Origin of the sequence: Anabaena sp. 4-3, from assembly GCF_001597745.1 — a bacterium.
Lineage (GTDB): Bacteria > Cyanobacteriota > Cyanobacteriia > Cyanobacteriales > Nostocaceae > Trichormus.
Genome location: NZ_LUHJ01000010.1, coordinates 32,343 through 45,816, shown reverse-complemented (window position 1 = coordinate 45,816; position 13,474 = coordinate 32,343). Strand labels below are relative to the sequence as shown.

The window sequence follows — 13,474 nt, the reverse complement described above, 5'->3', positions numbered from 1 at the left end:
TGAGTCAGATGTGGGAAATTCGGTCATATTTACCAGATTATCTCTACTGACGCACCCTACAAGAGACTAACTAGCAACGTCAAAATCTCACCTCCAAACTCAGGACTTAAAAAATGAATACCTGTTCAACCTGCGGCTACGACCAAAACCCAGACAATGCAGAATTCTGCGGTGCTTGTGGTTCAGAACTACAAACATTAACAGCACCAACCACTCCCATAACACCCGCACCTACCATTATCCAACCAGAAATACCACCAACTCCCGCCCCAATTCCAACCAGCACAACCGCTAGACTAACTGCCAAACAATCCGGTTCACCAGTACCAGAATTTATCATAGAAAGTAATGCCATTGTGGGGGTATTCGACCCAGATATGGGGCCAGTTGATGTTGACTTAGAAGCATTTTTTGGAGGTGAAACAGTATCACGCAACCACGCAGAAATTTATCAAGAACAAGGAATATGGAAAGTTAAAGATTTAGGTTCAACAAATGGCGTTTTCATCAAACCTTTAGGTCAAACTCGCTTTGGAGCTAGAATCACCATCCCAGAAACCTTAAATCATGGTGATGAAATTGCTTTTGGCAAAGTTCGCTTTCTCTTCCAAAGTGCTTAAAATTATGACTTCACAATCCACCGAAACCACCAATACTTTAGTAATTCAGGAAAATAGCAGCTTTCCTATAGCAAACTATCAAGTAAAAGTTCTCTCCTACCTCGGTCAATATACAGCCGATATCTACTACTTTAAAGTTAATATTTCCCCAATTAGTGCTGATACAGAATCCAACCATTTAGGTTTATTGCGTGTAGGCGCAATTACAGGTAGACTCAGCCGAGAATTACAGCTAAGAGAAACACTAGGCGATTATAAAATGATGGCCGAACTCCTAGCTTACACCACATCAGAGGCAGTAATTATCAATCCTCACTCACCAAACTTACAGCCAGAAGAACAGCAAAACCACGAGACAGAAGAAGATGCAGTTTTAGATGTGAATACTGAAAATCTGCCAACAGATAATGCCAATTATTTAGAAGAAGAATATTATCCAGAACAGGAAATCATCTCATCAGCCACTACTAGCAAACTCATCTTACTCAGCTACCTTCCAGATGAAGCAAAAACATTAGACACTTGGTTAAAAACAGGTCAATCTCTAGAAGAATCTTTATTTATCACTGGTCAAGTTTGTCAATTTTTGCGGTATGTCTATCAAAGAAACTGGTGTTTTGTTGCCATTATTCCCCAGTTAATTCAATTGGGGACACCTATCCAGTTTTTTGACTTGTCTAGTGCATACCCTAGCGGCGAAATACTAACTTCTGGTTTATTGGGTGATTATTGCGCCCCCGAACTAGCTTATGGTAAGAATCCTATTCATGAATCAATGAGTAGTTATACAGTAGGCGCACTACTCTATCACTGCATTCACCAACAACCTCCGTCATCAGAACAAATTGTGGAGGTAAAAATTAGTCCCATTCCTAAAGTTTATCAACTGCTAAAAATTTGTCTGTCTGTAATTCCAGAAGCCAGATTTCCCTTATCTCAACTCTTGAGCATATTAGTGGAAACTCGTCAAGAAATTAGTACGCCTAAAATTCAGTGGAACATAGCCAACCGTTCAACAGTAGGACTCTCAACCAATCGTCTGCATAATGAAGATAATTATGGAATTAGACAGCAGCAGTTAAGTGATTTAGAAACCATGCTATTAGCGGTTGTAGCTGATGGGATGGGTGGAATGTCTCAGGGAGAGTTAGCGAGTAAATTAGCTGTGAAGATAGCGTTAGAAGAGCCGATTCCCGCAGATTTCAAAACCATTAATCAACGCCATGAATGGTTAATTGGATTATTTCAGAAAGCGAATGAGTCGGTAGCGAATCATGTTAAAGATGGGGGAACTACACTCAGTTTAATTTTAGCGATCGCTCAACAATTAATGATAGCTCACGTAGGCGATAGCCGGATATATCTCCTACGCCAAGGCGAAATAAACCAATTAAGCGAAGACCATTCACTCATAGCCATGTTAGTCGCTAGTGGTCAAATTACAGAAGCAGAAAGCGCAGAACATCCAGACAGAAACGTACTAACAAAATTTCTCGGTTCAAAATCTAGATTAAGTGATGGCTATATTCAAGATTTAAGACGCACACAGCCAGAATTATCAATTAATCTCAACAACGAAGATATATTACTACTGTGTTCTGACGGAGTTTGGGATTTAGTTCCTAAAGCTGAACTCGCGGAGATTTTTCAACATCAGCCAGATTTACAATTAGCTGTAGACCAAATCATTGAACAGGTAATTAAACGGGGTGCATCTGATAACGCTACCCTTGTAGCGTTGAAATGTCGCATATCTCAATATAACTAAATATTTTCCTACAATTTAAATTGAATTATTCACAGATATTTGTAGGATGCTTTAGCTGAGAGTATGGCATTAAATCCTGAATCATGGTGCTGTACTTTCGGCTAACACACCCTAATTATCTAAATATTTTCGTGAAAATCAATGAATTTTGAATTTTGAATTTTGAATTTTGAATTTTAAATTGATATTACATGACTATTCAATGTCCCACTTGCCTCACAGAAAATGATGACAATGCAACTAATTGTATTGCCTGTGGTTCTCCTCTAGGGGCTAATTCCAGCGTATCTACCTATCATTTACCTAGTGGAACTTTACTCAAACAAGGAAAATATTGCATAGAAAAACTCTTAGGTGAAGGTGGATTTGGCATCACCTATCAAGGAGTTGAATTACAGAATTCCGCTAAAGTTGCCATCAAAGAACTATGGCCAGAAAAAGCAGCAAGACAAGGCAATACAGTATATTGGCCTCATTCCATCACACCAACTGAGAGACAAAAACAAATACAGAAATTTCAAATAGAAGCTGATTATTTATCAAAGTGTGTTCACAGAAACATCGTCAAAGTTTATGACTGGTTTGCAGAAAATAATACAGCCTATATGGTGATGGAGTTTATTCCCGGCAACTCATTATATCAAATATTAAAAGATGAAGGAAAATTACCAGAAGACAGAGTTAAAAGGTACTTCATCCAAATAGCAGAAGCATTACAAGTAGTTCATGCCAATAATTTATTACACAGAGATATTAAACCAGATAACATTCTCATTGATCACCAAGATAGAGCAGTATTAATTGATTTTGGGACTACAAAAGAATTTATTGCCGGACAAACCCGTGACATGACTGTTATCCTCACACCCGGTTATGCGCCGCTAGAACAATATAGCTATAGCAGTCAGCGTTGGCCTGCAACAGATTTCTATGCTTTATGTGCATCAATGTATGAAATCTTAACTGGGCAATTACCAGTATCCGCAACAGACAGAGCCAGTTCAACTACACTCACACCACCTCGAAAATACTGCCCTAACTTGAGTCCGTTAATGGAAAAAGTGATTCTCACAGGAATGCAATTTAGGGTAGAAAACCGTTTTCAAACAGCCGACGAATTAATTGAGGCTTTAAATGGTAAATTTATTTCTCCCCAACATAAAAGAGCCAGGGAATTAGTCAAAAATGGTAAATTAGCAGAAGCAGTTACAGCATTAGAAACGTATTTACAGAGTGAACCAAATCATGGTGAAGCTGCCGTTGAATTGGCATTAGTGCAGATACATCTTGATGCAACCAAAGCAGAAATTGCTGCAAAGAAAGCAATACAACTACAACCAAATGATGGTAGAGGGTATGGAGTTTTAGGAATAGTCAATTGTCGAAAATCAAATTGGTCAGAAGCCGTTAGTAATTTGCAAAAAGCAGTTAACCTAGCTCCCGAAGAAGTCTGGATACAGGCTAATTTAGCATGGTCGCTGGGCAAGTCTGGTAATTGGGAACAGGCTGAGAAAGTTGTAAATAAAGCACTTGCATTAGATAATAATTGCCCATTTGCTTTAGGTTTACAAGCATGGATAGCTGTAAATAAACAGCAATGGAAACCAGCCATACGTGCAGCTACACAAGCAGTTTTTAAGTTAAAATCAACGCCATCTCAAGAATCTAAAAGATTACAACAATGGATATATCCATATCTGATTGTGGCGTTAGATAAAGCAGTTGTTACCAAACAAGCTAGCGATGTAGAAATCCGTGTACAAGAGTTGATTACTCAATTACCTGATCATGCTTTTGGTTGGGGTTTCCAAGGATGGAAAAAAGCTATACAAGGATTATGGCATGATGCTCTTACCTATTTTGAGCAAGCTAGTTGTAAATCACAATTATCTGAATGGGTGTTAATTAATTTAGGAATTACTCAAGAACATTTACAGAATATTCAAGAGGCTATTCAAGTTTATGAATACTATACTCAAAGATTTACTAACCATCCAGTTGTGTTATTCCGGTTAGGGACTTTATATGGAAAATTAGGGGAATGGACAAAAGCACGTTTTTATTTAGAAAGAGCAATTCAGCAAAATCCCAGTTATGCAGAGGCATATCATAACTTAGGTTGGGTATTACTTAACATTAGAGATAAAGACAATCAAGTAGAAAATTGCCGGGAATTAGTATCAACTTATCGCAAAGCGGTAGAACTCTACCAACAGCAGCAAAAATCTTTATTAGCAGGAGAAATATTACAAGCTTTCCAATTGATAGGGCTGAATATTTAGATTCCCAGAATATCAGGAATTACGCAACTTGTACAGCGCGATCGCTCATCCCTATGTTCTTAATTGTGTACATCTTGAACTGTCTTTAGTAGATTTGTTCGACACAGCCACTTTACACCCAACAGCCTATGACATTCTCATCTCTGTTTGCAGCTTGCGGTAAGTTCTACATTATAGAAAGTTCCTGGCTTGGGTTTAATTGAACGCAACTGCTGGATAAAAGCATTAAATTTTGTATTATTTATACCGTAACCAGCTTCAGCACAAGCAGATAAACCTCCTTCGATGGGAATAGGAGAACCAACCCTAGGACTATATACAATAAATGTATCGACGGTGCTAGTGGCGATCGCAAACCCGATAACCTGGCGAATCGTTCGCAAAGCCGCATTATCTAAAGAACCACCAATACTACCAATACTGATATTAACCGCACGACTTTCAGCAAAAGCCGGCGCACTAATCGACAATACCGCCCCGACAATGATGAAACAAGTGAACTTCTTCATTTTCCTCTTTCTCCAGAACGAATCGCACTTGCAGGTATTTCGGTGAATACCATATCAGGAAAAATTTAATTTTATTCTTGGGTTCAGTTAAGCACAACAGAAAGTTTCAGAGAGTTTATTGCTTTCTACCTATCAAAACTTGTAAGCCTTAACTCACAAGGCTTTTACTAACTAAGCGGGCGGCGGGAATCGAACCCGCATTAATAGCTTGGAAGGCTATAGTTTTACCACTAAACTACGCCCGCAAATTCATAACTATGTTACTGTAGCACAGTTTTATCAGAAATTCAAGTATCTAATTAGCATTTGCTGATTGTATTTCGATCCAGACATAACAATTGCTCAAATCTATGGGTCTACCATCCCGATTTTGTGCTGGGCTACAGGTTTCGTTTTTAAACAGTTCGCTGATCAGTTGTTCGTATAAGCCGGTTTGAGTTTGTAAGTTGGCTGGAATTTCTAAAACTACGGCTTGTTGCAAGTTACCATTTTGATCAACTACTAAACTAGCTAATAACCTTGCTGGCTCAAGTGTAGCATTGCTAGGGAGATAACTAGGGTCTATAGTTTTAGTACGGCTACCCTGGTATACAGCAAAAACATCAGGAAGGTCTTTGTCTCCGATTTTTCCCTGCTGTATAAGTTGGCGTATTTCAGTTTCCGCGATCGGAGCTACGGTTGCTATAGATGCGCCGACTGTGGAAGTAGGTGAATTTTCCGCCACAGAAGTATTCGGAGTTTCAGGATTAAATGAACTGTTATCCGTTGAATTACTAGCCGTTTCTTCATTGGGAGTAGATGGAGTATCTACACTAGAACTATTGTCAGTCTCTCCAGCAGCATCAGAATCATCAGTGGAATTACTAGCTGAAGTATCTGGATTAGAACTATTTGCGGTTTCTTCGTTGAAAGTGCGTGGTGTTTTCTCTTCTACTGCTTCTGACTCGGTGATTTGTTCTGGTGTAACAGATGGAATCTCTGATGGTAATAGCGTTCCCTTACCCAGTTCGATATCTTGACGACGATTCCAAGGAAGTTCACTTGATGGATTTGTCGGTGTTGGTGTTGGTGTAGGTTCTGGGGTAGGTGTAGCGGTGGTTTCTGGTTCTGGTGTTGGTGTAGGTTCTGGGGTGGGTGTGGCGGTGGTTTCTGGTTCTGGTGTTGGTGTTGGTGTAGGTTCTGGGGTGGGTGTGGCGATGATTTCTGCTGGGGGAGATGTTTCTTGAGCAAATATTTGTGTATTCGGTTGAGACGTATCGCTACTGTTGTCTGGCTCAACAGTATCACCAATATTTAAACTTTGCTCATCTTCAGTTGTAGATGTGGGTGGTGGTGCTGCTGGTGTAGTTGCTGGTGCTGGGGGTTTGGTGGTTGATGCTTGAGGCGAAATGTCTATTAACTCAATGGGAACAGTGGCTTGGCTTTGTTGTGGAAACCAAGGCGTAAACACATTAGACGATCGCATGAACCAAAATACCAGCAAATGTAGAGAAACTGAACCTATAGCTACAGCAATCCACAAACCAGGAGGATCATGATGTTGCCGTCGAACATCAGATAACATGGGAGTTTTATCCGCCACCGATGTTGTCATAAGTAATTCAAAATTTAAAATTTCAACTCAAAATAATTACTCATACCAGCATCCTGGCTTTTCGTATTATCGTTTTATTATCACTTCTGATGACACTGCAAAGGTCAAAACTGTTTCATCAATTCCCTTAAGTTGGAGTGGACTACCTTTAGTGATTTCTTCATCCTGTAAATAATCAGCGACAGCCGCAGAAACCAAAATAGTACCGGGAACAGCAGCAGCTTGTAATCTGGCTGCAATATTCACACTAGGGCCGATCGCAGTATAATCGGCTCGTTCAGCACTGCCAAACATTCCTACCACAGCCGTACCTTGGTGGATACCGCACCGGAATTGCACCCCATTACTGTTATCCGCATTAAATATACCTTGCTCTTGCCATCGCTGGTTTAACTGAGCTAAAGAACGCTGCATGGCTCTAGCTGTATTCACGGCTCGACGCACCTGTTCATTGGGTGTGAGTTCTTCTGGTGCGCCGTATAAAGCTAAAATAGCGTCTCCCATAAATTTATCTACGGTGCCGCCATTGTCAAATACGGCTTTTGTCATAGATTCTAAATATTCATTCAGCAATTCGGCGACTCGTCGGGATCTGAGGGTATTAGCTAATTGTGTAAAACCCACAATGTCACTAAATAAAACTGTAATTAAGCGTGGTTCTGGGCGCAAATCCAAGGTTAAAGCACCCTCAGCCGCTTTTGTCACCAATGCTGGCGGCAAAAATCGCTTGAGAACTGATTCTGTTAAGTAAGTGTTGAGTTCCAATACTCGCCTTTCGTTTTCCTTCAAGGCTAGAAGATTGCGAACCTCTGCTAGAAGTTCCCGATCATTAAATGGTTTAGCTAAATAAGCATCTGCTCCGTTTTCTGTACCTTCGATGCGGGTTTCTTCATCGACTTTAGCTGTGAGTAAGATGATTGGTGTACCTTTGAGATGTTCCTCATTGCGGATCATCTGCATCATCTCTAATCCTGTCACCATCGGCATCATCAAGTCAGTGACAATCAAGTTAGGGGTAATTGCTTGTGCTTTCCCAAACCCTTCATAACCGTTCCGCGCTGTCTGCACTTGATAGCCATGGCGACGCAGAATATCAGATACATAGTTTCGCAAATCTGGGTTGTCATCTACAACCAAAATTGTGTACTGGCTACAGTGGTTTGTAGAGTTTTCTGTTGCTTCTGCCTGAGTTACAGTAGGTATTAAATTAATCCTGTCTGTATGTTCTATGGTTGATTCTACGAGTTCTAAATCTGCCAATTCGACATGAGCGCGGTTGGTATGGAGTTCTACCAAAGTTTCTGATACTTGCTGTGGGGGTAAATGTGTCGTACCAACAGCCAGCGATAACTTAAAAGTGGTGCCTTGACGGTAGACGGATTCGACGGTGACTTTACCACCGTGTAGTTCTACTAATTCTTTGACTAAAGCTAAACCTAAACCACTGCCTTCGTAGGAGCGATTTTCTGAGCCTTCGGCTTGACGGAATCTATCGAATAAGTAAGGAATCTGCTCTTGAGCAATGCCAATGCCTGTATCTTGTACTTGTAAGATGCAATGGTTTTTTTCTGGGTGCAGTTTGACGCGGATTGTACCACTTTCAGGTGTAAATTTCATGGCGTTTGACAATAGGTTGTAAACCACTTTGTCAAATTTTTCCATGTCTAAATAAACTTTGGGGCATTCACTGAATTCTGTCACCAGGTTAAGTGCTTTTTTCTCACAGTAGGGACGAAATGACTCAACTATTTGACTGACAAATTCGACTAGATCACAGGGACGGAAACAGGGTTGCATTCTACCAGCGTCGAGGCGTTGCAGATCCAGTAGTTGGTTGACGAGTCTGAGGAGACGGCGAGAGTTACGCAGGGCGATCGCACTTTGCTGATAAGATAATCCTTCCCCTGTACTCACGGCTGATTCTAATGGCCCTTGAATTAAGGTGATGGGGGTGCGGAATTCATGGGAAATATTTTGAAAGAATTCGGTTTTTTGTTGATCTAGTTGTAATAGTCGCTCGGCTTGCTCGCGGGTTTTGTGGTATAAACGTGACTGCTGTACTGCGATCGCGGCTTGTGCGGCTACGGCTGTTGTTAACTCAATCTCAGATGCTAGCCACTTTCTCGTTTTACTACCTTCCCATAAGGTGATACTGCCGATACATTTGCCATCGGCGACTAAGGGAACAACCATGAGCGATCGCGCTGGGGTTTGCCAGGGTAAATCAAATCCTTGGATGTCTAAGCCTGAATGGCTGACATCAGCAATTACCACAGGCTTGCATGTCTGTAATATTTCTTGCAGAATCGGATTTTCCTGAATCGGTACTTGAGATGCCGGTAATGCTGTTAAGTCTTGATCTGTGATTACCGCGTGAGAATTATCTAAATTTTGAGAACTATCATACAAGCCCACACATTGGACATACTCATCTTCCTCTGTCCATAAAGACAAAACACAGCCATCAACTTGTAAAGCTTGTCCGAGTTGTTGAGTAATGGCTGCAAAGATATCTTGGGGATTGAGACTGGAACGAATCGCTGTGGTAATTGTATTAATTAAAGCTTCTCGTTTGGCTAACGCCCGGACTTGCTCGTAGGCGTAGGCTTGTGACAGGGCTAGGGCAGCTTGATCTGCTACCATCAACACTAATTGCACCTCATCTTGTTCCCAAACTCGCGTTTGGTGACATTGATGCAGTGCTAACACAGCCATCAATTTTTGTTGCCAAATCAGAGGTACTACTAAACTAGAGCAGATGTCAGCCGAGGCAAAAGCAGAGGCTCGTTTTTGGAGTTCGGCAGTATCCCCATGAATGCGCTGATCACCGACTACATCATAAATGATTTGCACCTCGCGGGTTTCCCAGACTGTATCACCCAGAAGTGTTTGCCCTGAGAAATCATTTAATTGCTTGTCTGCTTCCTGGTGGGAGATATACTCCTGTGTTTGTGCTTGAGCAGGTTTCTGGTAAATAAATTCTTCGTCTACCAATTGCTCATCTTGGAAGGGACGTAATAAACAAACATCCACCTCCAACATGTGACCAACTGTATCTACAATGGCTTGTAAAATTTGCCGATAGTCTAAAGCACTGCGAATTTTATTTGTGACTGTGTTCAGCAGCGACTCTTGACGCAGTGTACGGGTGAGTTCACGAGTCCGCGCTTTCAGGACGTTGTGAGTATCCAGGGCTTGACGAACTACGGCTTTCAGTTCTTCCGCTTCCCAAGGTTTGGTAACATATTTGAATACCTTACCCGCATTGATGGCATCTACTAAGTCTTCGACATCAGTGTAGCCTGTTAAGATAATCCGAATTATATCTGGGTATTGCGTCGCTGTCAGGCTTAAAAATTCCGTACCACTCATGATCGGCATTCGCTGATCAGAGATAATGACTGCAACCTCTCCCTCTTGCGCCAGCAAGTCTAAAGCCGCAGGGCCTGATGTTGCCCTCAGCACTTTATAGTCGCGATAGAAGGTGCGGTAAAGCAAGTCAAGGTTGTCGGGTTCATCATCAACAACCAAAATTTTCGGCTTACTGTTTACTTGGGATTTCATGCACCGCTTTCCTGCTGTAACGGCAGTGGGATAAAGGTTAATCTGATCAGATAGGAATGTTGCTGTGTGATTGGGAAACAGATTTGTTGCCACCCATAAGGCTATATGGCTACAAAACGGCTGAGTGGAGGAGCATTTATTGACAGTAATTTATAAAACCCTGGCTTGTCAGGACTGCTATTTGCCTGAGTGCAGTGCAATTGGTTTGATTTTTCGTCTTTCTCTGATTGATTTGATACTTACCAAATCTAGTTTCACCTCCGCCCATAATTGTTTAATCCCATCATGCAGCGATCGCCCCTAGTTCTCAATACTAGATGAGGCTGCATACTAAGTTTTCCCGTTGTTGCTGTTGTACTAACACTTTTCCGTAAATTTTCTTTATACAAGTCATGGTATACTCGGCCGTTTCATCAACATTAATTTTCAAGCTTGGTATATTGTTAGACCAATATCTTTTGCCTGGTTAACGCTCAAAAATATTATTCAGACCAATAATGTTAGCATCCGGCTGAATCAAAGCCAACACTAGGGATATTAAGGATAGATGTTTTTTTTTATTTTAATCCGTATAATTACTGACGAGATTCGGCGTGTATAGTCTGCTTTTCTGAAAACAGGCATTTTTTTAGATATTAGAGCCAGATATTTAGTTCTGTGGTCTGATTGTGTTTTATTGTGGTCATCAGGCGATCTTATAATGAAAAAATGAACATCATCTTCCAGCTTTGAGGCTGAGGCTTGTAACCTGTGCAGTTCTCAATCTTAGCTATCCTAAGTCAGCAATTGCCTCAGTTACTACGGTCTTCATGAGTTAAATTATTGAATCTAATTGTGATTCTCCCATAGTTTTTAGATTTATTTTAGGATAATTGAGCAGATTTTCCTTGAAAAATTTTAATCTTAAACTAACCTTGACAAACTGGTTTTCTGACCCATCCCACCATCAACAAGTCACAGCTGCTTCTGAGTCGAGTGGCTACCAACTCCAAGTTCGTACTGCTACAGCTGCTGATTTAACTGCTATTGCGGAAATTATTACCGAAAGCTTTCATTCCCATCATGGTTTGTGGGGGTGGGCTTTTCCTCTGCTACGTTTGGGTATTTACGAAGATATAAAATATCGTTTATCGTCTTCAGCACCTCATCACCTGTGTTTGGTTGCTATCAACACCACTGCCAATGGTACTCCACAATTAGTGGGTACTGTAGAAATAGGTGTGCGTTTCCATGATTCCTGGAAACAAATTGGCAAAAATTTTATCTATCTCTCGAATTTAGCAGTTCACCCCCAATACCGTCGGCATGGCATAGCCTCAAGATTACTTGTTAGCTGTGAACAAGTCTCGCAAAATTGGGGGTTCCATGACTTATATCTTCACGTTTTAGAAAATAATTATCAAGCACGGCAGCTATATTTCAAGCTGGGTTATCAGGTACACCAAGTCGAATCTAATTGGAATCTGTTTTGGCTGAAACAGTCTCGGCAGATTTTATTACATAAACATCTAACTCAAGATGGAATTTTTTAAAGTTTTTTAACAAACTGTAAATTCAGTTTGAGCGATCGCTATACTCAACCAGCTAACTGGGTCTTGTCAAGGAAAATTGGCAAGATAGAGATTATTTATGGAAACTATCAAAGCTACATAAAAATATGCCCCTTTATCCTCATCCGAGAAATTACTTATGCAGTTTTTAAGTCAAATTAAATATTATGTCTCATAGGGTGCGTCAGACTGGTTAAATGCTGTCAATAAACTGATTCTTGATGGCTGACATACCCTACTAATCTGCCAGTGGCGTAAGTCCTGTTTATCCTCATCCGAGAAATTACTTAAACAGTTTTTCTAGAAAAATCTACATATTATTTTAATAATTTAGCTAAATCAGATGGGTAATGCTGACAGTATGCAATATGTACAGCAGCTAGTAGCTTAATAAGAACATAGAGAATTCATAATCCAAAATATTCTTCTCCCTCCTGTCTAATGCCTCAAACCCTGTGAAGAATCTGCTTAATCCTACAGCAAATTGCTGCATATAGTTTTCTTCTACTTGATGAACTGACAACAACAGCTAGCACTGTCACCTCACCTGAATAGGCTTTAGAGTTGGGGAAATTTTCCTATTGTTGAGGGTTTGATCCCCAATTCTTGGCAAATAATTTTGATGCGACTTAAAAAAGTTTATGGAAAGATATTAGATTCATTTAGCCTTGATATGTAAAAAAGCTATAATATTATTTTGCTGAATAGTTTCAAACCATAACAGCTAACCTGGAAAGCTGACATCAGTAAATTTACTTTTAAAAGAAATTAACTCATAGTTAGTTAGCATTAACGAGATTCATCTTTATAGAAACTTTAATAAAATTTGAACCTAATTTGCAGACAAATCCAGTTAAATCACATAGAATGTGATTATTCGATGCTGCACTCACGGTTGCTGATTTGTCTCTTAGTTAAACTTTCCTAAAAATTATTGTTACTAAGAAAAGTCAAAAACTGCCGTGGGTGTCATAGCAATTGTGAACCTGAGATTAGCAAATCTACTAAAATTATTTCCAAATTTGAGCAAACATGGATAGCGAAAAACTCCGCCGCTATCAATTAACTATGGTATCTACTTATTTTTCTGACACAAATTGCGTTAACAGATTTGTCGTACCAGATGGGACTGAGCAATCTTATGGCTCGGACTTTTTGGCACTATTGCATAGTGGAAGAGTTTTTACGGTTAATAGTCGTAGGCGGAATGGTTTAATACTTTTCAAACGCTATCATGCAGAATTTGCTGGGCCTGGAGCATCAGTTGGTGGAGACTATGATTGTGATTGTGAATGGGTAATTCCTATAGGAAATCTGTCTTTACTCACACCTGAAACTTATGAAGAACGCCAAAAAGCTTACTTAATCAGGCGGCAATGGATTAGATTAATTAAACAAATTACAGAAAATCCCATTCCTCAGCAACGGGTACAGAAGATTTTGGATCAATTTGATCAATATTTTCCCCCAGAAATGCTGGCTAATATACCGGATGTTGCCTTTGCTTTGTTGGTGGGGGTGCTACCCCAAACGGTGGGGATAGTGCGCCGTTGGGGTAGCAATGTAGATAGTAGATGGTGAAATTCA

8 protein-coding genes and 1 tRNA gene are annotated in these 13,474 nt (G+C 40.3%); 5 read left to right on the top strand and 4 right to left on the bottom strand.

The features are described 5' to 3' along the window. Positions 1–113: 113 nt before the first annotated feature. The 3 genes from A3775_RS01550 to A3775_RS01540 all read left to right on the top strand — a co-directional run bounded on the left by A3775_RS01550 (position 114) and on the right by A3775_RS01540 (position 4,670). Positions 114–620, top strand: coding sequence for an FHA domain-containing protein (locus tag A3775_RS01550; RefSeq protein ID WP_066423560.1), 507 nt, complete (start codon positions 114–116; stop codon positions 618–620). Between the two features lie 4 nt (positions 621–624). Beyond that, positions 625–2,388: a PP2C family serine/threonine-protein phosphatase gene (locus tag A3775_RS01545; protein ID WP_066423558.1), complete on the top strand. Its 1,764-nt coding sequence runs from the start codon at positions 625–627 to the stop codon at positions 2,386–2,388. Between the two features lie 191 nt (positions 2,389–2,579). Then, positions 2,580–4,670, top strand: a complete 2,091-nt coding sequence (locus A3775_RS01540) for a serine/threonine-protein kinase (RefSeq protein WP_066381237.1) — start codon at positions 2,580–2,582, stop codon at positions 4,668–4,670. 137 nt (positions 4,671–4,807) lie between these two features. On the opposite strand, the gene A3775_RS01535 is transcribed toward A3775_RS01540, so the two are convergent. From A3775_RS01535 to A3775_RS01520, 4 genes are all read right to left on the bottom strand, one after another. After that, complete coding sequence (locus A3775_RS01535) at positions 4,808–5,179, bottom strand: hypothetical protein (protein ID WP_066381238.1); 372 nt, start codon at positions 5,177–5,179, stop codon at positions 4,808–4,810. Positions 5,180–5,353: 174 nt separating this feature from the next. Then, positions 5,354–5,424: transfer RNA gene (locus A3775_RS01530), tRNA-Gly, on the bottom strand. A gap of 50 nt (positions 5,425–5,474) precedes the next feature. Beyond that, positions 5,475–6,773 (bottom strand): hypothetical protein, encoded by a 1,299-nt coding sequence (locus tag A3775_RS23985; protein WP_156481549.1) that lies wholly within the window; start codon positions 6,771–6,773, stop codon positions 5,475–5,477. Positions 6,774–6,839: 66 nt separating this feature from the next. Continuing rightward, complete coding sequence (locus A3775_RS01520; protein WP_066381241.1) at positions 6,840–10,337, bottom strand: response regulator; 3,498 nt, start codon at positions 10,335–10,337, stop codon at positions 6,840–6,842. A gap of 914 nt (positions 10,338–11,251) precedes the next feature. Here A3775_RS01520 and A3775_RS01515 point away from each other — a divergent pair. Both A3775_RS01515 and A3775_RS01510 read left to right on the top strand, forming a co-directional pair. Further along, positions 11,252–11,869: a GNAT family N-acetyltransferase gene (locus A3775_RS01515; RefSeq protein WP_066381392.1), complete on the top strand. Its 618-nt coding sequence runs from the start codon at positions 11,252–11,254 to the stop codon at positions 11,867–11,869. Positions 11,870–12,919: 1,050 nt separating this feature from the next. Then, complete coding sequence (locus A3775_RS01510) at positions 12,920–13,468, top strand: hypothetical protein (protein WP_066381242.1); 549 nt, start codon at positions 12,920–12,922, stop codon at positions 13,466–13,468. The last annotated feature ends 6 nt before the right edge of the window (positions 13,469–13,474 follow it).

What these genes read in the sequence shown, in the direction of transcription:
- A3775_RS01550 (WP_066423560.1), top strand. Translation starts at nt 114, where the DNA reads ATGAATACCTGTTCAACCTGCGGCTACGACCAAAACCCAGACAATGCA.
- A3775_RS01545 (WP_066423558.1), top strand. Translation starts at nt 625, where the DNA reads ATGACTTCACAATCCACCGAAACCACCAATACTTTAGTAATTCAGGAA.
- A3775_RS01540 (WP_066381237.1), top strand. Translation starts at nt 2,580, where the DNA reads ATGACTATTCAATGTCCCACTTGCCTCACAGAAAATGATGACAATGCA.
- A3775_RS01535 (WP_066381238.1), bottom strand. Translation starts at nt 5,179, where the DNA reads ATGAAGAAGTTCACTTGTTTCATCATTGTCGGGGCGGTATTGTCGATT.
- A3775_RS23985 (WP_156481549.1), bottom strand. Translation starts at nt 6,773, where the DNA reads ATGACAACATCGGTGGCGGATAAAACTCCCATGTTATCTGATGTTCGA.
- A3775_RS01520 (WP_066381241.1), bottom strand. Translation starts at nt 10,337, where the DNA reads ATGAAATCCCAAGTAAACAGTAAGCCGAAAATTTTGGTTGTTGATGAT.
- A3775_RS01510 (WP_066381242.1), top strand. Translation starts at nt 12,920, where the DNA reads ATGGATAGCGAAAAACTCCGCCGCTATCAATTAACTATGGTATCTACT.